Origin of the sequence: Gordonia sp. PS3 (assembly GCF_041950545.1) — a bacterium.
GTDB lineage: Bacteria > Actinomycetota > Actinomycetes > Mycobacteriales > Mycobacteriaceae > Gordonia > Gordonia sihwensis.
Genome location: NZ_CP169524.1, coordinates 2,405,547 through 2,426,947 on the forward strand (window position 1 = coordinate 2,405,547; position 21,401 = coordinate 2,426,947).

The 21,401-nt window shown below is 69.9% G+C and carries 19 protein-coding genes and 1 pseudogene; 15 read left to right on the forward strand and 5 right to left on the reverse strand.

The window, feature by feature from the left end; translation table 11 throughout:
- Nucleotides 1-30 precede the first annotated feature (30 nt).
- The 12 genes and pseudogenes from ACE11G_RS11180 to nuoN all read left to right on the forward strand — a co-directional run bounded on the left by ACE11G_RS11180 (nucleotide 31) and on the right by nuoN (nucleotide 15,050).
- Nucleotides 31-585, forward strand: a complete 555-nt coding sequence (locus tag ACE11G_RS11180; protein WP_006896579.1) for an NADH-quinone oxidoreductase subunit B family protein — start codon at nucleotides 31-33, stop codon at nucleotides 583-585.
- Nucleotides 582-1,274 (forward strand): NADH-quinone oxidoreductase subunit C, encoded by a 693-nt coding sequence (locus ACE11G_RS11185; protein WP_006896578.1) that lies wholly within the window; start codon nucleotides 582-584, stop codon nucleotides 1,272-1,274. Before ACE11G_RS11180 ends, ACE11G_RS11185 begins: the two co-directional genes overlap by 4 nt.
- Nucleotides 1,274-2,581, forward strand: coding sequence for an NADH dehydrogenase (quinone) subunit D (gene nuoD / locus ACE11G_RS11190; RefSeq protein WP_045539936.1), 1,308 nt, complete (start codon nucleotides 1,274-1,276; stop codon nucleotides 2,579-2,581). Before ACE11G_RS11185 ends, nuoD begins: the two co-directional genes overlap by 1 nt.
- Nucleotides 2,578-4,616, forward strand: a pseudogene (gene nuoF / locus ACE11G_RS11195) (NADH-quinone oxidoreductase subunit NuoF). Before nuoD ends, nuoF begins: the two are co-directional and overlap by 4 nt.
- A complete protein-coding gene (locus ACE11G_RS11200; protein ID WP_375002186.1) occupies nucleotides 4,613-7,012 on the forward strand; it encodes an NADH-quinone oxidoreductase subunit G in 2,400 nt (799 codons plus the stop codon). Before nuoF ends, ACE11G_RS11200 begins: the two are co-directional and overlap by 4 nt.
- Nucleotides 7,005-8,282, forward strand: coding sequence for an NADH-quinone oxidoreductase subunit NuoH (gene nuoH, locus ACE11G_RS11205; RefSeq protein WP_006896573.1), 1,278 nt, complete (start codon nucleotides 7,005-7,007; stop codon nucleotides 8,280-8,282). The genes ACE11G_RS11200 and nuoH overlap by 8 nt, the downstream gene beginning before the upstream one ends.
- Entirely contained in the window at nucleotides 8,275-8,793 is a 519-nt protein-coding gene (gene nuoI, locus ACE11G_RS11210; RefSeq protein WP_006896572.1) for an NADH-quinone oxidoreductase subunit NuoI, read from the forward strand. The genes nuoH and nuoI overlap by 8 nt, the downstream gene beginning before the upstream one ends.
- A complete protein-coding gene (locus tag ACE11G_RS11215; RefSeq protein ID WP_062367591.1) occupies nucleotides 8,790-9,581 on the forward strand; it encodes an NADH-quinone oxidoreductase subunit J in 792 nt (263 codons plus the stop codon). Before nuoI ends, ACE11G_RS11215 begins: the two co-directional genes overlap by 4 nt.
- A gap of 16 nt (nucleotides 9,582-9,597) precedes the next feature.
- Nucleotides 9,598-9,897: an NADH-quinone oxidoreductase subunit NuoK gene (gene nuoK / locus ACE11G_RS11220; RefSeq protein ID WP_006896570.1), complete on the forward strand. Its 300-nt coding sequence runs from the start codon at nucleotides 9,598-9,600 to the stop codon at nucleotides 9,895-9,897.
- A gap of 4 nt (nucleotides 9,898-9,901) precedes the next feature.
- Nucleotides 9,902-11,803, forward strand: a complete 1,902-nt coding sequence (gene nuoL, locus ACE11G_RS11225; protein ID WP_278126996.1) for an NADH-quinone oxidoreductase subunit L — start codon at nucleotides 9,902-9,904, stop codon at nucleotides 11,801-11,803.
- Complete coding sequence (locus ACE11G_RS11230) at nucleotides 11,800-13,389, forward strand: NADH-quinone oxidoreductase subunit M (RefSeq protein ID WP_375002190.1); 1,590 nt, start codon at nucleotides 11,800-11,802, stop codon at nucleotides 13,387-13,389. Before nuoL ends, ACE11G_RS11230 begins: the two co-directional genes overlap by 4 nt.
- Nucleotides 13,386-15,050, forward strand: coding sequence for an NADH-quinone oxidoreductase subunit NuoN (gene nuoN / locus ACE11G_RS11235; RefSeq protein WP_375002192.1), 1,665 nt, complete (start codon nucleotides 13,386-13,388; stop codon nucleotides 15,048-15,050). Before ACE11G_RS11230 ends, nuoN begins: the two co-directional genes overlap by 4 nt.
- On the opposite strand, the gene ACE11G_RS11240 is transcribed toward nuoN, so the two are convergent.
- The 5 genes from ACE11G_RS11240 to ACE11G_RS11260 form a co-directional block, all read right to left on the reverse strand.
- Nucleotides 15,006-15,536 (reverse strand): NUDIX domain-containing protein, encoded by a 531-nt coding sequence (locus ACE11G_RS11240; protein WP_278126990.1) that lies wholly within the window; start codon nucleotides 15,534-15,536, stop codon nucleotides 15,006-15,008. The genes nuoN and ACE11G_RS11240 overlap by 45 nt on opposite strands.
- Nucleotides 15,537-15,546: 10 nt before the next feature.
- The gene (locus ACE11G_RS11245) at nucleotides 15,547-15,855 is read right to left on the reverse strand and encodes a 4a-hydroxytetrahydrobiopterin dehydratase (protein WP_278126989.1); all 309 of its coding nucleotides are present in this window, start codon (nucleotides 15,853-15,855) and stop codon (nucleotides 15,547-15,549) included.
- Nucleotides 15,856-15,858: 3 nt separating this feature from the next.
- The gene (locus ACE11G_RS11250; RefSeq protein WP_375002194.1) at nucleotides 15,859-16,803 is read right to left on the reverse strand and encodes an esterase/lipase family protein; all 945 of its coding nucleotides are present in this window, start codon (nucleotides 16,801-16,803) and stop codon (nucleotides 15,859-15,861) included.
- A gap of 4 nt (nucleotides 16,804-16,807) precedes the next feature.
- Entirely contained in the window at nucleotides 16,808-17,356 is a 549-nt protein-coding gene (locus tag ACE11G_RS11255; protein ID WP_062367587.1) for a GNAT family N-acetyltransferase, read from the reverse strand.
- A 66-nt stretch (nucleotides 17,357-17,422) separates the two neighbouring features.
- On the reverse strand, nucleotides 17,423-18,190 hold the full coding sequence (locus ACE11G_RS11260) for a crotonase/enoyl-CoA hydratase family protein (protein ID WP_346077032.1): 768 nt from the start codon (nucleotides 18,188-18,190) through the stop codon (nucleotides 17,423-17,425).
- Nucleotides 18,191-18,272: 82 nt separating this feature from the next.
- On the opposite strand from ACE11G_RS11260, the gene ACE11G_RS11265 reads away from it, so the two are divergent.
- The 3 genes from ACE11G_RS11265 (at nucleotide 18,273) to ACE11G_RS11275 (ending at nucleotide 21,394) form a co-directional block, all read left to right on the forward strand.
- Nucleotides 18,273-19,481 carry an acetyl-CoA C-acetyltransferase gene (locus tag ACE11G_RS11265; RefSeq protein ID WP_062367586.1) on the forward strand — a complete coding sequence of 403 codons (1,209 nt, stop codon included), beginning with the start codon at nucleotides 18,273-18,275 and terminating at the stop codon, nucleotides 19,479-19,481.
- Between the two features lie 122 nt (nucleotides 19,482-19,603).
- Nucleotides 19,604-20,572 carry an acyl-CoA thioesterase gene (locus ACE11G_RS11270; protein WP_006896560.1) on the forward strand — a complete coding sequence of 323 codons (969 nt, stop codon included), beginning with the start codon at nucleotides 19,604-19,606 and terminating at the stop codon, nucleotides 20,570-20,572.
- A 54-nt stretch (nucleotides 20,573-20,626) separates the two neighbouring features.
- A complete protein-coding gene (locus tag ACE11G_RS11275) occupies nucleotides 20,627-21,394 on the forward strand; it encodes a YggS family pyridoxal phosphate-dependent enzyme (RefSeq protein ID WP_375002198.1) in 768 nt (255 codons plus the stop codon).
- Nucleotides 21,395-21,401 lie beyond the last annotated feature (7 nt).

A 21,401-nucleotide genomic window follows, 5' to 3' on the forward strand; every position in this document is an offset into this window, starting at 1 on the left:
GCGAACGAGCACGACCGAAGGAGGCGGGCAATGGGACTCGAAGAGCAACTCCCCGGCGGGTTCCTGCTGAGCACAGTCGAGAAGCTGGCGGGCTACATGCGCAAGGGGTCCCTGTGGCCCGCGACCTTCGGGCTGGCCTGCTGCGCGATCGAGATGATGGCCACCACAGCCGGCCGTTACGACCTCGCTCGCTTCGGCATGGAGGCCTTCCGAGCCTCTCCCCGGCAGGCCGATCTGATGATCGTGGCCGGACGCGTCAGCCAGAAGATGGCACCGGTTCTCCGCCAGATCTACGACCAGATGGCCGAGCCGAAGTGGGTCCTCGCGATGGGCGTCTGCGCGTCCTCCGGCGGGATGTTCAACAACTACGCGATCGTCCAGGGCGTCGACCACGTGGTCCCGGTCGACATCTACCTCCCCGGCTGCCCGCCGCGGCCGGAGATGCTGCTCAACGCGATCCTGATGCTCCACGAGCAGATTCAGCAGATGCCGCTCGGCGTCCACCGGGAGGAGGCGATCCGCGCCGCCGAGGCCGCCGCCCTCTCCGCCCCGGCGACCATCGAGATGAAGGGCCTGCTGCGATGAACGGCGAGGTGTCGCGGCCGCGGCCCGAGCACGAGGTGATCGGAGCACGACACGGCCTGTTCGGCGTCACCGGGACCGGCGACACATCGGGATACGGTCGCCTCGTCGCACCGATCACACTGCCGGGCAACACGACCCGCCCCTTCGGCGGCTACTTCGACGAGATCCTCGACGAGTTGGAGACCGCGCTGGACCGCCGCGGCGTCCCGTTCGACGACGCCGTGGAGAAGACCGTCGTCGACCGCGGCCAGATGACGATCTTCGTGACCCGGGAGCACCTGCTGCCGGTCGCGGCCGCGCTGCGCGACGAACCCGCCCTCCGCTTCGAACTGTGCCTCGGTGTTAGCGGGGTGCACTACCCCGACGAGGCCGGACGCGAACTCCACGCCGTGTACCCGCTGCGGTCGATCACCCACAACCGCCGTGTCCGGCTGGAGGTCGCGATACCCGACGCCGACCCGCACGTGGTCTCCCTGCTGCCGGTGTATCCGACCAACGACTGGCACGAGCGGGAGACGTACGACTTCTTCGGCATCGTCTTCGACGGACACCCGTCGCTGACCCGCATCGAGATGCCGGACGACTGGGAGGGCCACCCGCAACGCAAGGACTATCCGCTCGGCGGCATCCCGGTCGAGTACAAGGGTGCGACGATCGCGCCGCCCGATCAGCGGAGGCGGTACAACTGATGACCGGAGAATCCACGTTCACCGTCTCCGGCCGCGACTGGCAGGAGGTCGTCAGCGCGGTCCGCGAACGCGCGGCCGCCGCCCCCGACGACGAGCGGATCGTCGTCAACATGGGCCCGCAGCACCCGTCGACGCACGGGGTTCTTCGCCTGATCCTGGAGATCGACGGCGAGACCGTCACCGAGGCGCGGTGCGGAGTGGGTTACCTGCACACGGGAATCGAGAAGAACCTCGAGTACCGGACCTGGACGCAGGGGGTCACGTTCGTGACCCGGATGGACTATCTCTCGCCGTTCTTCAACGAGACCGCCTACTGCCTGGCGGTGGAGAAGCTGCTCGGCATCACCGACGACATCCCCGCGCGCGCGAGCGTGATCCGGGTGCTGCTCATGGAGCTCAATCGCATCGCCTCGCATCTGGTGGCTCTCGCGACCGGCGGCATGGAATTGGGCGCCGTGACGCCGATGTTCCTCGGCTTCGGCGCCCGCGAGACGATCCTCGACCTCTTCGAGGACATCACCGGACTGCGGATGAACCACGCGTTCATCCGTCCCGGCGGAGTGTCGCAGGACCTGCCCGACGGCGCCGAGGCGAAGATCGCCGCCGTCCTCGACGCGCTCGGCGCCCAGATCGGCGAGGTGGAGTCACTGCTCACCGACAACTACATCTGGAAGGCCCGGACCCAGGGCGTCGGCTACCTCGACCTCACCGGCGCCATGGCGCTCGGCGTCACCGGCCCGGTCCTCCGCGCCGCCGGACTACCGTACGACCTGCGTAGATCGGATCCGTACTGCGGCTACGAGAACTACGAGTTCGACGTCGTCACCGATACCGGCTGCGACGCCTACGGCCGCTACCTCATCCGCGTGGAGGAGATGAAGCAGTCCGTCCGGATCGCCCGGCAGTGCCTGGACGCCCTAGAGCCGGGACCGGTGATGGTGGCCGACCGCAAGCTGGCCTGGCCCGCCGACCTCGCCGTCGGCCCCGACGGTCTGGGCAACTCTCCCGAGCACATCGCCGAGATCATGGGGATGTCGATGGAAGCGCTGATCCATCACTTCAAGCTCGTGACCGAGGGGATGCGCGTGCCGTCCGGTCAGTGCTACGTCGCGATCGAGTCGCCACGCGGCGAGCTCGGTGTCCACATGGTCTCCGACGGCGGCACCCGGCCATACCGCGTCCACTTCCGCGATCCGTCGTTCACCAATCTGCAGGCCGTGGCCGCGATGTGCGAGGGCGGCCTGGTGGCCGACGTGATCACCGCGGTCGCCAGCATCGATCCGGTGATGGGAGGCGTCGACCGATGAATGAACCCGTCCGCCTGGAGTTGTCGGCCGGTCCGCCGGTCTACTCGACCGGAGTCCCGCACCCGCCGGTGGAGTTCGCCGGTCCCGAGCACTATTCGGCCGAGGACACCGCGGCACTGGCCAACGACGCGGCCACGATCATCGGCCGCTACCCGCAGTCGCGCTCGGCGCTGCTTCCGCTGCTGCATCTGGTCCAGAGTCACGACGGCTACCTCACCCGAGCCGGGATCGCCTTCTGCGCGGAGCAGCTCGACCTGACCGCGGCGCAGGTGGCGTCGGTGGCGACCTTCTACTCGATGTACCGCCGCGCACCCACCGGCGACTACCTGGTCGGGATCTGCACCAACACGCTGTGCGCGGTGATGGGCGGCGATGCGATCGCCTCCCGGATCACCGACGAGCTCGGCGTCCGCCCCGGCGAGACCACCGCCGACGGGCGGGTCACCGTCGAGCACGTCGAGTGCAATGCGGCCTGCGACCACGCGCCGGTGGTGATGGTCAACTGGGAGTTCTTCGACGACCAGACTCCCGAATCGGTGCAACAGCTCCTCGACGATCTGCGCGCCGGCGTGCCGCGATCGCCGACGCGCGGATCGGACACACTGTGCACGTTCCGCCAGACGGCACGCCTGCTGGCCGGCGTGGAGGAGGCGCCGAAATGATCGCCGTGAGCCTGCCCTCGTCCACCCCGGAACCGGCCCGCGTTCCGATACTCAGCAGACACTGGGACGAGCCGGAGTCGTGGACGCTGCGCAGCTACATGGGCCAGAACGGGTATCAGGGGCTCAAGGCCGCGCTGCGACTGTCGCCCGACGAGGTGATCGAGCAGGTCAAGGCGTCCGGGCTCCGGGGCCGCGGCGGCGCGGGCTTCCCGGTCGGCACCAAATGGTCGTTCATCCCGCAGGGCCCGGCACCCGGCGGCGACGGGACACCGCACTACCTCGTGGTCAACGCCGACGAGTCGGAGCCGGGCACCTGCAAGGACATGCCGCTGCTCCTGGCCTCGCCGCACACGCTGGTGGAGGGGGTGATCATCGCGGCCTACGCGATCCGTGCCCACTATGCCTTCATCTACGTGCGCGGCGAGGTGGCCGGCGTGGTCCGCCGCCTGCGCACCGCCGTCGAGGAGGCCTACGACGCCGGGCTGCTGGGCCGCGACGTCCTCGGGTCGGGCTTCGCGCTCGACCTGGTGGTGCACGCCGGCGCGGGCGCCTACATCTGCGGTGAGGAGACCGCGCTCCTCGACTCACTGGAGGGCCGTCGCGGACAGCCGCGACTGCGGCCGCCGTTCCCCGCCGTCGCCGGGCTGTACGCCAGTCCGACCGTCGTGAACAACGTGGAATCGATCGCCAGCGTGCCGTCGATCATGCGCAACGGACCGGACTGGTTCCGCGAGTTCGGAACCGAGAAGTCGCCGGGCTTCACCATGTACTCCCTCTCCGGCCATGTGGCACGGCCGGGCCAGTACGAGGCACCGCTCGGGATCACCCTGCGCGAGCTGCTGGCGCGGGCCGGCGGCGTGCGCGCCGGTCACGAGCTGAAGTTCTGGACGCCCGGCGGGTCGTCGACTCCGATGTTCACCGCCGAGCACCTCGACATCCCGCTCGATTACGAAGGAGTGGGGGCCGCGGGCTCCATGCTCGGAACCAAGGCGTTGCAGATCTTCGACGAGACGGTGTGCGTGGTCCGCGCCGTCCTGCGGTGGACGGAGTTCTACGCACACGAATCCTGCGGGAAGTGCACCCCCTGCCGCGAGGGCACCTACTGGCTGGTGCAGTTGATGCGTCGTCTGGAGGCCGGCGACGCCACCGAAGCCGACCTCACCACGCTCACCGACGTCACCGACAGTGTTGTCGGCAAGTCGTTCTGCGCTCTGGGCGACGCCGCCGGTGCCCCGATCATGAGCTCGCTGGCCCACTTCCGCGACGAGTACCTGGCGCACTTCCCGCACGACGGGCATCCGGGCGGCTGCCCGTTCGACCCCGAGAAGTCGACGGTCTTCGCGTCGCCCGAGTCCGAGGGAGGCGTGCGATGACCGCCGCGGCGACCGACCTGATCACCCTGACGATCGACGACGTCGAGGTCTCGGTCCCGAAGGGCACCCTCGTGATCCGCGCCGCGGAACTGATCGGCGTGGCGATTCCGCGCTTCTGCGACCACCCGTTGCTGGCGCCCGCCGGTGCCTGCCGGCAATGCCTCGTCGACGTGGAGGGCCAGCGCAAGCCGATGGCCTCGTGCACCATCGTCGCCACCGAGGGGATGGTGGTCCGCACCCAGCTCACCTCGGCCGACGCCCGCCGCGCCCAGGAGGGCGTGATGGAGCTGCTGCTCATCAACCACCCGCTCGACTGCCCCACGTGCGACAAGGGCGGCGAGTGTCCCCTGCAGAACCAGGCGATGTCGGCCGGACGGCCGCAGTCGCGCTACGGCGGCGTCAAACGGACGTTCACCAAACCGGTTCCGTTGTCGAGCGAGGTGTTGCTCGACCGCGAACGGTGCGTACTGTGCGCCCGGTGCACCCGCTTCTCCAACGAGATCGCGGGCGATCCGCTGATCGAGCTCGCCGAACGCGGCGCGTTGCAGCAGGTCAGCGCGTACGTCGACGAACCCTTCGAATCGTACTTCTCCGGCAACACCGTGCAGATCTGTCCGGTGGGAGCGTTGACGGGCACCGCGTATCGGTTCCGCTCGCGGCCCTTCGACCTGATCTCCTCGCCCAGCGTGTGCGAGCACTGCGCGGCCGGCTGCGCCCAGCGCACCGACCACCGGCGCGGCGAGGTGCTGCGACGGCTGGCCGGCGACGACCCCGAGGTGAACGAGGAGTGGAACTGCGACAAGGGCCGCTGGGCGTTCACCTACACCTCCCGGCCCGATCGCATCACCACACCGCTGGTGCGCGGCGACGACGGTGAGCTGCACCCGGCTCCGTGGTCGTACGCGCTCGCCGCCGCGGCGCGCGGACTGAGTGCCGCGGGCAGTCGGACCGGAGTGCTCGTCGGCGGCCGCGCCACCGTGGAGGACGCCTACGCCTACGGCAAGTTCGCCCGCGTGGCGCTCGGCACCAACGACGTCGACTTCCGGATCCGCACCCACTCGGCGGAGGAGGACGATTTCCTCTCGGCACATGTGGCGGGCAGCGGGATCGGACTGACCTACGCCGAGCTCGAGCAGGCGTCGACGGTGGTCCTCGCCGGACTCGAACCGGAAGAGGAATGCCCGATCCTCTTCCTCCGCCTGCGCAAAGCGGTCCGGCGTCACGGTCAGGCGGTGCACACCGTCGCACCGTGGGCCAGCCCCGGTGCCGCCAAGCTCGGCGGCTCCGTCCTGCAGTGCGTGCCGGGGCGAGAGGCCGCGGTGCTGCGCGGCCCCCGCGCGCACGAACTGCTCTCCGCACCCGGCGCGGCGCTCCTGATCGGGGAGCGCCTCGCCGGGTGTCCCGGTGCGCTGACCGCCGCAGCCGAGGTGGCCGCCGCCACCGGCGCCAGACTGGCCTGGGTGCCGAGAAGGGCGGGCGAACGCGGCGCCCTCGACGTCGGTGCGGCGCCCAACCTGCTTCCGGCCGGCCGGCCGCTCTCCTCCGAATGGGCCCGGCGCGACGTCGCAGCGATCTGGGGTGTTCAACCGCAGGCAGCACCCGGCCGCGACACCGCGCACATCTTGAGTGCGCTCACCACCGGAGACCTGTCGGCCGCGCTCGTCGGCGGCGTGGAACTCGGTGATCTGCCGAGTCCGTCGGCGGGCGATGCGGCACTCGCGGCCGCCGGTTTCGTGGTCAGTCTGGAACTTCGCCGCAGTTCGGTCACCGCACACGCCGACGTGGTGCTCCCGGTGGCCGCCGTGGCCGAGAAGCCGGGCACGTTCGTCGACTGGGAGGGGCGCCCGCGTCCCTTCGACGTGGCCCTGCCGCCGGCGCAGTCGAACGGAGCCGCGCTGCCGCTCTCGGATCACCGCGTGCTCCACGCGCTCGGGCGGGAGATGGGTTTCGACCTGCGGTGCGACGACCCGGGCACCATTCACCGCGAGTTCGCGGAGATCGGCGGCTGGACCGGCGAACGGCATCGGCCGGCGCCCGGACCGGCCGCCGAGCGCGGCGAGCCGCCGGCGCCGGAGGCGGGCCAGGCCGTGCTCGCGTCGTGGCGGATGCTCCTGGACTTCGGCCGCATGCAGGACGGAGAGCCGCATCTGGCGGGCACGGCACGGCCGGCCACCGTGCGGCTCTCGGCCGCCACCGCCGCGGAGATCGGCGCCGCCGACGGCGAGCGCGTCGTCGTCTCGACCGATCACGGGGCGATCGCCCTTCCCCTGACGGTCACGGATCTGCCCGACCGCGTGGTGTGGCTGCCGATGAACTCCCCCGGTTCGCGGGTCTGCCCGATACTCGAGGCGGAGCCGGGCGCGATCGTCACGATCGGGAGGGACGATCATGCCTGACCTGTCGAGCTTCGGACACGACGCCTGGTGGCTGATGCTGGGCAAGTCGGTCCTCATCTTCGTCTTCCTGGTTCTGACCGTGCTCGTCGCCATCCTCGCCGAACGCAAGATCATGGCGCGGATGCAGTATCGGATCGGCCCCAACCGGGTCGGCTGGCACGGGGCGCTGCAATCCCTGGCCGACGGTGTGAAGCTGGCACTCAAGGAAGGCCTCACCCCGTTCGGCGTGGACAAGGTGCTCTACCTCCTGGCGCCGATCATCTCGGTGGTCCCGGCCATCATGGCGTTCGCCGTGATCCCGATGGGACCCGAGGTGTCGGTGTTCGGTCATCACACACCGCTGCAGCTCACCGACCTGCCGGTCGGGGTCCTGTACGTGCTGGCGATGGCGTCGATCGGCGTGTACGGGATCGTCCTCGCCGGCTGGTCGTCGGGATCGACCTATCCGCTGCTGGGGGGACTCCGTTCCACCGCGCAGGTGATCTCCTACGAGATCGCGATGGGCCTGTCGTTCGCGGCGGTCTTCCTGCTCTCGCGCACGATGTCGACTTCGGAGATCGTCGCGGGCCAGGTCCACCACTGGTACGTGCTGCTGGTGCTGCCGTCGTTCGTGATCTACGCGATCTCGATGGTCGGTGAGACCAATCGCGCACCGTTCGACCTCCCCGAAGCGGAGGGCGAGCTCGTCGGCGGATTCCACACCGAGTACTCGTCGCTGAAGTTCGCGATGTTCATGCTCGCCGAGTACATCAACATGGCCACCGTGTCGGCGCTCGCGACAACGCTATTCCTGGGCGGCTGGCAGGCGCCGTGGCCCCTGTCGATCTGGGACGGCGCCAACTCGGGATGGTGGCCGCTGCTCTGGTTCGTGGGCAAGATGTGGGCCTTCCTGTTCGTCTTCTTCTGGCTCCGCACCACGCTTCCCCGACTGCGGTACGACCAGTTCATGGGTCTGGGATGGAAGGTCCTGATCCCGTTCGCCCTGGCCTGGGTGATGGTGGTCGCCGTGATCCGGGAGGCCACCCGTGACTCGTCCGAGTGGACGGCGGGGGTGATCCTGGCGGCCGCCGGTCTGGTCGTCGCGGCGGCGCTGCTGTTCACGATCGCGCGGGTGGTCGGCCGGCGTCCCGGGCCCGCGCCCGACCGTCCGGATCCCGCCGCCCCGTTCGATCCGATGGCGGGCGGGTTCCCCGTCCCGCCGCTGCCGGGCCAGGTGCTGCCCGATCCCATGCTTCCGCGCTCGACGTCCAAGGAGGCCCCTCATGTCTGATTCCAGACTCCCCGACGCTCTCGCCGGCTTCGGCGTCACCTTCTCCGGCATGTTCCGCAAGACGATCACCGAACAGTATCCGGAGCAGAAGGAACCGACCGCCCGGCGCTACCACGGCAGACACCAGCTCAACCGGTACGCCGACGGACTGGAGAAGTGCATCGGCTGTGAACTCTGCGCGTGGGCGTGTCCCGCCGACGCGATCTACGTCGAGGGCGCCGACAACACCGACGACGAGCGTTACTCTCCCGGTGAGCGCTACGGGCGCGTGTACCAGATCAACTACCTGCGCTGCATCGGATGCGGACTGTGCATCGAGGCCTGCCCCACCCGCGCGCTGACCATGACCAACGAGTACGAGATGGCCGCGCCGACGCGCGCCGGAATGATCTACGAGAAGGACCAGCTGCTGGCTCCGATGGAACCGGGGATGAGGCCCACGCCGCACCCGATGGCCGAGGGAACCCGCGCGGAGAACTACTATCGCGGCGACGTGGGGCCCGACGCATGACGTCGATGCTGGCCGAGGAACTCGTCCGTACCTCCGGCACCGAGGCCGTCACCTTCTGGGTGCTCGGCGCGGTGGTGGTGATCGGGGCGCTCGGGGTGGTGCTGAGTCCCAAAGCCGTCTATTCGGCCGTCTTCCTCGCGATGACCATGATCGTGCTGGCGGTCTTCTACGTGATGCAGGGCGCTCTCTTCCTCGGTGTGGTGCAGGTGGTGGTCTACACCGGCGCGGTGATGATGCTGTTCCTGTTCGTGCTGATGCTGATCGGAATCGACTCCTCGGAGTCGCTGGTGGAGACCATCCGGGGCCAGCGATTCGCGGCCGCGGGGCTCGGCCTGGGCTTCGCCGTTCTGCTGATCGCCGCGATCGGCACCGCCTCGCTGGCGACCTTCGCCGGCGCCCCCGATCACAGCCACTCCGCCGCGCCCGGCGGCGGCAACGAGAACATCCGCGCGCTCGCCGAACTGATCTTCGGCCGCTATCTGTGGGCCTTCGAGCTCACCGGCGCACTCCTGATCACCGCCACCCTCGGAGCGATGGTCCTGGCGCACCGCGAGCGCTTCGGTCCGCGCCGCGGGCAGCGCGAGCGGTCGGTGGAGCGCTTCAAGAACGGCGGTCACGTCACACCGCTGCCTCCGCCCGGCGTGTACGCGCGGCACAACGCCGTCGACGTTCCGGCGCGCGAGCCGGACGGATCGCCGTCGAAGCTGTCGGTGAACGCGACGATCACCGCGCGGGAGATCGACGCCGCGCGGGAGGCGGAGTCCGATCCGGCGCTGGAGGACCGATGACGTTGGAGGAACGCCGATGAACCCGGCCAACTACCTGTATCTCTCGGCGCTGCTGTTCGCGATCGGCGCCTCGGGCGTCCTGCTTCGACGCAACGCGATCGTGGTGTTCATGTGCATCGAGTTGATGCTCAATGCGGGCAACCTCTCGTTCGTCACCTTCGCCCGCATGCACGGCAGCCTCGACGGTCAGGTGATCGCCTTCTTCACGATGGTCGTCGCCGCCGCCGAGGTGGTGGTGGGACTGGCGATCATCATGATGATCTTCCGCACCCGCAGGTCGGCCTCGGTCGACGACGCCGACCTGTTGAGGCGGTGAACCGATGAGCCACGATCTCACCAGCGCCCTGCTCTGGCTGATCCCCGGACTGCCCGCCCTCGGCGCGGCCGTCCTGCTGATCGCCGGCCGCCGCACCGACCGCTGGGGCCACCTCGCCGCCACCGCGCTGGTGACGGTGTCGGCGGTTCTCGGAATCGCGATGTGGATCGGCATGATCGGGCGCGACGGCGGGGCCCGCACAGTGACCAGCGGAAGCTACCGGTGGATCACCGCCGGTGATTTCAGCGTCGACGCCGCGCTGCGCCTGGACCAGCTGTCGATGTGCTTCGTGCTGCTGATCACCGTCGTCGGCGCGCTGATCCACGTCTACTCGATCGGCTACATGAGTCACGATCCCGACCGCCGCCGGTTCTTCGCGTACCTCAACCTGTTCGTCGCGGCGATGCTGATCCTCGTGCTCGCCGACAGCTACCTCGGGCTGTATCTGGGCTGGGAGGGCGTCGGTCTGGCGTCGTACCTGCTGATCGGCTTCTGGCAGCACAAGCCGAGCGCCGCGACGGCGGCCAAGAAGGCCTTCGTGATGAATCGGGTGGGCGACATCGGCATGGTGATCGCGCTGGCCGTCATGTTCGCGACCTTCGGCTCGGTGAGCTTCGACGGTGTCTTCGGCTCGGCGGCCACCGCGAGTGAGGCGACGCTGACGGCGATCTGCTTCATGCTGCTGCTCGGCGCGTGCGCGAAGTCGGCGCAGGTGCCGCTGCAGGCCTGGCTCGGCGACGCGATGGAGGGCCCCACCCCGGTCTCGGCGCTGATCCACGCGGCGACCATGGTGACCGCGGGCGTCTACCTGATCACCCGGTCGGCGCCGCTGTTCGATCTGGCTCCGCACGCGCAGACCGCCGTCGTGGTCGTCGGCGCGGTGACCCTGCTCTTCGGCGCGATCATCGGCTGCGCCAAGGACGACATCAAGAAGGCGCTCGCCGCCTCCACCATGAGTCAGATCGGCTACATGGTCCTCGCCGCCGGACTCGGGCCCGCCGGGTACGCCTTCGCGATCCTGCATCTGCTCACCCACGGATTCTTCAAGGCCGGACTGTTCCTCGGGTCCGGCTCGGTGATGCACGCGATGAACGACGAGACCGACATGCGGCGCTTCGGAGGGCTCCGGGCCGCCATGCCGATCACGTTCGTCACGTTCGGGTTCGGCTACCTCGCGATCATCGGCGTCCCGCCGTTCGCGGGCTTCTACTCCAAAGACCACATCATCGAGGCCGCTTTCGGTGACGGCGGTGTTCGCGGATGGCTGCTGGGCGGGGTGGCCGTCGTCGGCGCGGGAGTCACCGCCTTCTACATGACGCGCGTGATGGTTCTGACCTTCCTCGGCGAGAAGCGGTGGGCACCCGACGCCAAGCCGCATGAGGCGCCGCGGTCGATGACCGGGCCGATGATCGTGCTGGCGGCCGGCTCCCTGCTCTCGGGCGGTCTGCTCGCGATCGGCGGCTCGCTCGCCGACTTCCTCGCGCCGGTGGTCGGCGCCGTCCCCGAGGAGAGCGGTCCGCTGCCCGCCTGGTCCGTGACCGTGATCGTGCTGGCCGTAGTGGTGGTCGGCGCGGCGATCGCCTGGCGTCAGTACGGGCGGGGTGATGTCCCGGAGACGGCACCGGCCGACGTCTCGGGTCTCACCGTCGCGGCGCGCGCCGACCTGTACGGCGACGCCTTCAACGAACGGGTCTTCGCGATCCCCGGTGCCCGGCTCACCGCCGGGCTGGTACGGGCGGAGGACCGTGGTCTCGGCGCGGTGCCCGCGGGGGTCGGAGCCGGCGTCACCGGACTGTCGGTCCTGGCCAGGCGCGGACAGAACGGCTTCGTCCGGTCGTATGCCCTTTCGATACTCGCGGGCACCGTCGCGGTGGCCGCCCTGACCCTGGTGGTGAGCGCGCTGTGACGAACTCCGGAACCGTTCCGTGGCTCACCGTGCTGTGGCTGCTGCCCGCGGTGGCCTCGCTCGTGGTGATGCTCCTGCCCGCCGGCCGGGCCGCCGACGCCCGCCGGGTCTCGCTCGGGGCGTCGCTGCTCACCCTCGGCTGGGCGGTCGTCGTCGCCACCCGATTCTCGTCCGGCACCGGCGGCTACCAACTCACCGAGGACGTCAGCTGGATCCCGGCGTTCGGCGCCCGCTACAGCCTCGCGCTGGACGGGGTCGGGCTGGCGCTGATCCTGTTGACGGCGGTGCTGACACCGATCCTGCTGCTCGCCGGATGGCGCGACGTGAGCGATGCCGGCAATCGCCGGGTGCACATCTACGTGGCGCTGATGCTCGCGGTCGAGTCGATGGTGCTGATGAGCTTCGTCGCGACCGATGTACTGCTGTTCTACATCTTCTTCGAGGCGATGCTGGTGCCGATGTACTTCCTCATCGGCGGTTTCGGCGCCGCTGACGAGGGACGCCGGTCGCGGGCGGCCGTCGAGTTCCTGCTCTACAACCTCTTCGGCGGGTTGATCATGCTGGCGGCGGTGATCGGGCTGTACGTGGTGAGCTCCCGGTCGGGTCTCGGTCCGGACGGGGCCGGGACATTCAGCTTCTCCGACCTCGCCGCGGCCGCGTCCGCCGGTGGCCTCGACGCCTCCCAGGCGACGCTCGACCTGCTCTTCCTCGGATTCTTCTTCGCCTTCGCGGTCAAGGCACCGCTGTGGCCCGTGCACACCTGGTTGCCGGACGCGGCGGTGTCGACCACGCCCGCGGCCGCGGTGATGATGATGGCCGTCATGGACAAGGTCGGCACCTTCGCGATGCTGCGGTTCTGCATCGGTCTCTTCCCCGACGCGTCGGCCCGGTTCGCACCGTGGATCTCCGCGCTCGCCGTCGTCAGCATCGTCTACGGAGCGCTGTGCGCCATCGGGCAGCGCGACGTGATGCGCCTGATCTCGTACACCTCCATCTCACACTTCGGGTTCATCGTCCTCGGCGTCTTCGCCCTCACCGGGCAGGGACAGTCCGGCTCGGCGCTGTACATGGTCAACCACGGTCTCTCGACGGCCGCGCTGTTCCTGGTGGCGGGATTCCTGGTGAGCCAGCGGGGCAGCTCGCTGATCGCCGATTACGGCGGGGTGCAGAAGCTCGCCCCGGTGCTGGCAGGCACGTTCCTGGTGGCCGGTCTGGCGACCCTCTCCCTTCCCGGACTGGCGCCGTTCGTGAGTGAGTTCCTGGTCATCGTCGGCACCTTCACGCGGTATCCTGTCGCCGCGATCGTCGCCGCGTCGGCCCTGGTGCTGTCGGCGGTCTACATCCTGTGGACGTATCAGCGCATGATGGGCGGACCCGAACGGCTCAGCGCCACGGTCGACGCCGGAGCGCAGGTGCCGATACGGGATCTCGATCTGCGGCAGAAGGCGGTCGTCGCGCCGTTGATCGTCGGACTGCTGGTGCTCGGTTTCTTCCCGCGGCTGGTGCTGGACTACATCGATCCGGCGGTGTCCCCGGCCCCGATCAGCACCCCGGCCGTCAGTGCCGGTGAAGGAGGTCATCGATGACCCTCGCGAGTGCTCTCGACGCTCACAGCATCGACTACTTCCGGCTCTCCCCCATGCTGATCGTCTTCGGCGCCGGAGTGATCGCGGTCCTGGTGGAGGCCTTCGCTCCGAAGCAGCGGCGCTACCGTGCCCAGCTGTGGCTGGCCGGAGGCGCCCTGGTGGCGGCCTTCGTGGCGCTGATGTTCGTCACCGCGTCCTTCATGGCGGACGGCGCCTCGGTGGCGATGTCCGGTGCCGTGGTGATCGACGGTCCGGCGCTGCTGCTGCAAGGTGCGGTGCTGGTGGTCTCGCTGGGCTCGATCGCGGTGATGGGCGAGCGCCGGCTCGACCGGGTGTGGGCGCCGCTGGAGGTGCGCACCGCGGCGGGCGAGCGCATCGCGGTCGGCGGGTCGAGCGGCGACGCCGCCGACGCCGATCTCCCCGCCGACGCCTTCACTCCCTCCGGCGCCACCGTTCCCGGCTCCCCCGACGAACTCGTCGCCGGGCGCGCGGGGGCGATCACCACAGAGGTCTACCCGCTCGCACTGCTCGCCGTCGGCGGAATGATGCTGTTCGGTGCGTGCGGCGATCTGCTCACCATGTTCATCGCGCTCGAGGTGCTGTCGCTCCCGCTGTACCTGCTGTGCGGACTCGCACGGCGACGCCGGCTGCTGTCGCAGGAGGCATCGCTCAAGTACTTCCTGCTGGGTGCGTTCTCGTCGGCGATCTTCCTGTTCGGCGCCTCGTTCGCCTACGGCGCGACGGGATCGCTGTCGCTGTCGGCCATCGGCGACGCCGTCGCGGGCGGTGAGCTCGAACCGGCCGCCGACCGCACGCTCGCGGTGCTCGCGGTGACCCTGCTCGCCGTCGGACTGCTCTTCAAGGTGGGCGCGGTGCCGTTCGGCTCGTGGGTACCCGACGTCTACCAGGGCGCTCCGACTCCGGTCACCGCGCTGATGGCCTCCGCGACCAAAGTGGCGGCGTTCGGCGCACTGCTGCGGGTGCTGCACGTATCGTTCGGCGCGCTGGAGCCGCAGTGGCGGCCTGCCCTGTGGGCGGTCGCGATTCTCACGATGGTGGTCGCGACGCTCATGGCCGTCACCCAGGGCGACCTGAAGCGCATGCTCGCCTACTCCTCGGTGAGCCACGTCGGTTTTGCGCTGGTCGGGGCGATCACGATGTCGAAGGACGGCGTGGCCGCCACGCTGTTCTACGTCTGCGCCTACGCGTTGTCTGCATTCGGTGCTTTCGCGCTGCTGTCGGTGGTCCGCGACGGCGCCGGGCGCGAGAGCACCGAGATCGCCTCGTGGGCCGGGCTCGGCCGCAGGCGACCCCTGGTCGGGGCGATGATGTCGCTGTTTCTGCTCTCATTCGCCGGCATCCCGCTCACCAGCGGATTCATCGCCAAGTTCGCGGTCTTCGGCGCGGCCGCCGACGACGGCGCCTGGCCGCTGGTCATCGTCGGCGTCCTCTGCAGCGCCGTCGCCGCGTACTTCTACATCCGGGTCATCGTCGCGATGTTCTTCTCCGATCCCCCGCAGGATGCTCCCGAGGTGGTCACTCCGAGTCTGCTGACCTCGGTGCCGATCGCGCTGTCGGCGGCGCTGACCCTCGTACTGGGTCTGTTCCCCCAGTGGCTACTCGACCTCGCGACCTCCGCCGCCGCCTTCTACCGAGGCTGACTCAGCGCCGCCGAAGGCCGTCGCACCGGTGCCACTGACTGCGAGCTCGATCCGCTTCCTCAGGTCGTCGGAGCCGAGATCGTCGAGGTCGTCGAGACGTCGCCACATCACCTCGGTCAGTTCGCCGTCGGACGGTACTGGGTCGCCCGACCGCCAGCGGCAGCGGAACGTCAGATCGAGGTAGTCCACCTGGTCGCCGTTCACGTGCGTGCGCCGGGGCAACTGGTGCACCCACGCCAGCCGCTCCACCTCGATGTCGACTCCCGCCTCCTCCAACGCCTCCCGCCGCGCGGCCGTCGCGGGTTCCTCACCGGGATCGACGATCCCGGTGATGGGCGCCAGCGCGCCGTTGTCCGACCGACGTCCCAGCAGAACCCGTACTTCGTTCGCGTCCTCCCGCAGGATCACGGCGGTCACACCGATCAGCACCAGCGGGTCATGACCGATGTGCTCGCGCAGCTTCAGGACGTACTCGGGGGTCGGCATGAGCGTCAGGCTACGCGGGCTCGATTCCCTTCTCCGCGGCGATCGCGTCGATCCGCTGCGCCAGCGCGACGTCGAAGGAGGTCAGCTGACCGACGCTGTGCGTCACCAGCCGGAAGGCCACCGCCGGATACCGCAGGTCGACGTCGGGGTGATGACCGGCCTCCTCGGCCGCCGCCACCACGGCGGTCACCATCTCCAGACCGCGGACCATGTTGCCCGGCCGGTACTCGGCCACGAGCATCCCGTCGTCGACGGTCCAGGCATCGGGGGTCTGGGCGAGCGCCTCCGCCCGGGTCACGGGCTCCGGTTTCTGCGTCATGATTCATCCTCCTGTCACCGGTGACACGTCGACGCAGGGCACCGGACGCGGATGCGCCGGATCCAGGGCGTTGAGTACCAGCGCCGCGCTGCGTCTGTTCGACGTGATCGACATGTGGTCGGAACGGTCGCGGGAGCAACCGTCCTGTACGACGATGTTGCGCACCCGGGTGCCGGGCGGACCGTCGAGCAGCCCGGCGGTGTACGGCGTCACGATCTCATCGTCGCGGGTCACGATGTTGGTGTAGGCGACGCCGGGCAGATACGGCGTCGGCTCGCGGACGGCTCTGTTGAAATCGAGATCCTTCGGCGGCGACGAACACTCCGGGCAGGCCGGCCGGACGGGTTCGGCGATGCCGAGGCTCCGGCGGAACGACGCGATCGCCTCACCGCGCGCATCGTCGTCGTCGGGGCCCTGCCGCCAGTACGGCGCCAGGGAGACGTAGTGCGCCACCTCTCCCCGGCCGCCGAGGTACTTCATCCAGTACGTGGGGATCTCGGTGCCAAGCGAGTGCCCGACCAGATCCACCTGGTCCGCGCCGGTGGCGGCCCGCACGCGGTCGATGAATCGCTTGACGTCCCAAGCACTGTCGAGCTTGGGACCGAGGCCCCCGAGCGCGGAGACCGGCCAGACTCGCGCGAGCGCACCGTAGGTCGGGGCGAAGACGCAGTAGCCGTCGTTCTTGAGTACCGGAGCCAGTGTGGCCCAATTGGTCTGGCGGCCGCCGCCGCTGCCGTGCAGCAGCACCACCGGGTGCGGGTGACGCGGCGTCGGTCGGCACGAGAAGTCGTTGGTGCCCGGCAGCGAGCCGCCGGGGTTCGCCAGCTCGGCGCGGATTCCGGCGAGGAAGTCGTACGGGACCGGCAGCCGGGCCGGAGCCGCGGTCGCGGTTCCGGGGACACAGGCCAGCGCGACGAGGAGAATCACCAGTGAAAGCCGCGCCGCCACCGTCTCAACTCCTCGCGGCGGCCAGGTAGTCGTCTTGGAAGATGCCCATCCGCGTGGCGTCCCGGTAGGCGCCGTCGGCGAAGAACTCTCGGCGCAGCACCCCCTCGACGACGAACCCCGCCTTCTCGTACACGTGGATGGCCGCGGCGTTTTCGGTGTCCACCAGCAGGTACACCTTGTGCAGGTTGAGCGAGCGGAATGCGAAGTCGAGCGCCGCGCGCGTCGCCGCGCCGGCGTATCCGCGTCCCTGCTCGCCGGGCGCGATGATGATCTGGAATTCGCAGTTGCGGTGCACCTGGTCGATGTACACCAACTCGACCAGCCCCACCCGGCGTCCGGCGGCGTCGACGATGAAGCGGCGCTCACGGTCTCCGCACCGCTGCTGCCGGACGAATGTCTCCTCGAGGTCGGTGATGGTCACGTGCGCCGGCTCGAACCAGTAGCGCATCACCTCGGGATCGTTGAAAAGGCCGTGGACGAACTGCAGATCGGCCCGTTCCAGCGCCCGGAGCCTCGGCGCTGCGAAGGTCTCCGGAGTCGTAGCGTCACCCATGTCTGAGACCCTACTGCGACGCGGCCCGGCGCGGGAGTGCCGGATGCCCGACTCAGGGTGTCCGGGTCAGATGTCGTCGAACGACCCGCCGCGTCCCCTGCCCGCCGCGAAACGCTGCGCGCCGCCGACACCGTCCGCACGCAGCGAGGTCATGCCGATCGCGAACTCCCGGCGCAGCGCGGCCTCCTCGGAGTCCGCCCATTGTGCGCGGGCCGAGCGACGGTCGCCGCGCATGCAGGTGGCGGGCATGCGCGCGATGTCGTGGGCGAGCGCAACCGCCGCCTCGCGTGCGGTCCCCGCCGGGACCACGCGGTTCACCAGACCGAACGTCAGCGCCTCCGCGGCGTCGACGGGACGGCCGGTCAGGATGAGGTCCATCGCACGGCTGTGTCCGATCAGGCGCGGCAGGCGGACCGTTCCGCCGTCGATCAGCGGTACGCCCCACCGGCGGCAGAACACGCCGAACGTGGCGTCCTCGTCGGCGACCCGGAGATCGCACCACAGTGCCAGTTCCAGCCCGCCGGCCACCGCGTGCCCGTTGATCGCGGCGACGACCGGCTTGTCGAGGTCCATCCTGGTCGGTCCCATCGGGCCGTCTCCGTCCGGCGTCAGCACATTGGTGCGCTCGGTGCCGACGGCCTTGAGATCGGCACCGGCGCAGAACGACGGACCGTCGCCCGCCAGCACCGCCACCCGGGCGTCGGAGGCCTCGAATTCGCGGAAGGCGGCCGCGAGTTCGCGCGCCATGCCGGCGTCGACCGCGTTGTGCCGTTCCGGCCGGGCCATGATCACCACCGTCACGTCGCCGTCGCGCTCCACCCTGACGTCGTTCATCACTGCACTCCTTCGCCGGAAACCCCGATCTTTTGGGGAGTTCGGCGTTCTGTCAAGGCGACCGCGTGACAGGCTGGCCGATATGCGCGATGTCGTCATCTGTGAACCCCTCCGCACTCCGATCGGCAGGTACGGCGGTGCCCTCAGATCGCTGTCGGCGGCCCGGCTGGGCGAGATCGCGCTCCGCGCACTGATCGAGCGCACGGGTCTGGACCCGGAAGCCGTCGACGACGTGGTGCTCGGCAACGTGTACCCCACCAGCGAGGCCCCCGCCATCGGACGCGTGGTCGCACTCGACGCCGGACTGCCGGTGACGGTGCCCGGCGCGCAGGTGGACCGCCGCTGCGGTTCCGGTCTGTACTCGGTGATCATGGCCGCCATGCAGGTGGCCACCGGCGCGTGCGGCTTGGCCGTCGCCGGCGGAACCGAGTCGATGAGCAACGTCCCCTTCTACAGCACCGACATGCGCTGGGGCGTGCGCGGGCCTGGTGTGATGCTGCACGACGGCTTGGCGCGCGGGCGTGTGACCGCGGGTGGGCGCCATCACCCGGTCCCCGGCGGCATGCTCGAGACCGCTGAGAATCTCCGCAGGCGGTACGGGATCTCCCGCACCGACCAGGACGCCCTCGCCGTCGAATCGCATCGGCGAGCGGTGGAGGCACAGCGGTCCGGCGTGTTCGCCGAGGAGATCGTGCCCGTCACGGTTCCCTCGAAGGCGGGCGACATCGTCGTCGACTCCGACGAACATCCCCGTGCCGATACGACGATGGAGACCCTCGGGCGGCTCCGGCCCATCCTGGCCGCCTCCGACCCCGACGCGACGGTCACCGCGGGCAATGCCAGCGGGCAGAACGACGCGGCGGCGGTCTGTCTGGTGACGCACCCCGAGCGGGCGCAGGAGCTGGGTCTCGAGCCGATCGCACGCCTGGTCTCGTGGTCCGTCGCCGGAGTGGACCCGGCGTACATGGGCATCGGACCGGTTCCCGCGACCGGCGCCGCCCTCGCCCGCGCCGGGCTGTCCCTCGCCGATATGGATCTGATCGAACTGAACGAGGCCTTCGCCGCCCAGGCTCTCGCCTGCACTCGCGAGCTGGGTCTGGGAGCCGACGATGCCGCTCGGATCAACGTCCACGGTTCGGGCATCTCGCTGGGGCATCCCGTCGGCGCCACCGGGACCCGGATGCTCGGCACGCTCGCCCGCGAGCTGCGCCGCCGCGACGCCCTGTACGGTCTGGCCACCATGTGCATCGGCGGAGGTCAGGGGCTCGCAGCGATCATCCAGCGCGTCTGAGGGCTACCGGCCGATGTCGCCCGCGTTACCCGCGGATCACGGAGTTCTCGCATCGGCACCCCGCTCGCCGGTGCGTTCGGCACGTGGTCCAGCATTGCCGAATCCACGAACAGGAGAAGGCGATGCACCTCAGCGACCGGCAGATCACCCTGCGTTTCATGGCGGCCCCGACCGATGTCGCGACCCTCGGCGGCGGTGTCCGCGGCGGTCGGATCCTCGAATGGGTCGACAAGGCGGCCTACGCGTGCGCGGCGGCCTGGTCCGGCGGCTACAGCGTGACCGCGTACGTCGGGAACATCAGCTTCGGGCGGGACATCGATTCCGGCGACATCGTCGAGGTGACGGCCACGCTCATCCTCACCGGCCGATCGAGCATGCACATCGAATGCCGGGTGGCCTCGGCCGATCCGCGGCTCGGCGAGTTCACCGAGGCGAGTCGCTGCATCCTGGTGTTCGTCGCCGTCGACGACGACGGCACGCCGACACCGGTCCGTCAATGGCGGCCCGTCCTGCCCGACGACCTCGACCGCGCCGCGTACGCCGCCGAACGCACCGAGGTCCGCAATCGGATCACCGCGGCGATGGCCGGGGCCGACTACGGCGCGCCGTCGACCGCACCCGAGGCCTCCACCCGTTTCCTCGCCGCCCCCACCGACGTCAACTGGGGCGGCAACACCCACGGCGGCCGGGTGATGGGCTGGATCGACGACGCCGCGTACCTCTGCGGGGTGCGGTGGTGCGGCGGCGAAGCGGTGACCGTCTACATGGGCGGCGTCCGCTTCTACGAGCCGATCCGCATCGGACAGGTGGTCGAGGTCAGCGCGCGTCTGATCCACACCGGCCGCCAGACCATGCATGTCTCGGTGCACGTCCACGCCCACTGGCCGCGCGACGGGCGGCAGACGCGCCGCCTCGCGGCCCACGGTCTGACGGTGCTGGCAGCGCTCGACGCGGACGGTGACGCCGCGCCGGCACCGACGTGGACGCCGAGGCTTCCCGGCGACGTCGCCCTCGACCGACACGCCCGCGAACTGATCGCGATCCGCGGCCAGCGGCGCCCGGCTCGCGAGCACCGGATGGTGGAGATCTGACACCTGGCGCAGGCCCGGCGCGCTGTGGCGTGCCGGCCCGGGATAATCGGTGGCATGACCGAATCCGCCGAGCAGAGCCGTCAGTACACCACCGCCGTCGCCGTCGAGGACTTCCGGCGCAACATCGCCGCCGTGCAGGCACGGATCGACGCCGCCGCGCGTCGGGCCGGACGTGATCCGGCTCAGGTGCAGCTCCTTCCGGTGTCGAAGACGGTGCCCGAGGAGCGGATCGTCAACGCGGTCGCCGCCGGCTGTCGTCGCCTCGGCGAGAACAAGGTGCAGGAGGCCAAGCGAAAGCACGGCGCCCTCGCCGACCTCGACGTCTCCTGGTCGGTGATCGGGCACCTGCAGACCAACAAGGCCAAGGACGTGGCCGCTTTCGCCGACGAGTTCCAGGCGCTCGACAGCCTCCGCGTGGCCGAGGCGCTCGACCGCAGACTGCAGGCCGCGGGCCGCGGCCTCGACGTGTACGTGCAGGTGAACACCTCGGGCGAGGACAGCAAGTACGGGCTCGCGCCCGACGAGCTGCCTGCGCTGCTCAGGCAGCTGCCGAACTACTCCGCCCTGCGCGTTCGCGGACTGATGACGCTCGCGGTCTTCTCCGACGACACCGATCGGGTGCGCTCGTGCTTCCGGCTGCTGCGCGACCTCCGCGACCGGACCCGCGACGCCGACCCGGACCTCCTCGGCGACGGCGGACTCTCGATGGGCATGTCGGGCGATTACGAGCTCGCCGTCGAAGAGGGCTCCACCTGTGTCCGGGTGGGCCAGGCGATCTTCGGCGCACGGGCGACTCCGGACAGTATGTACTGGCCGGGCTGACCGCGGC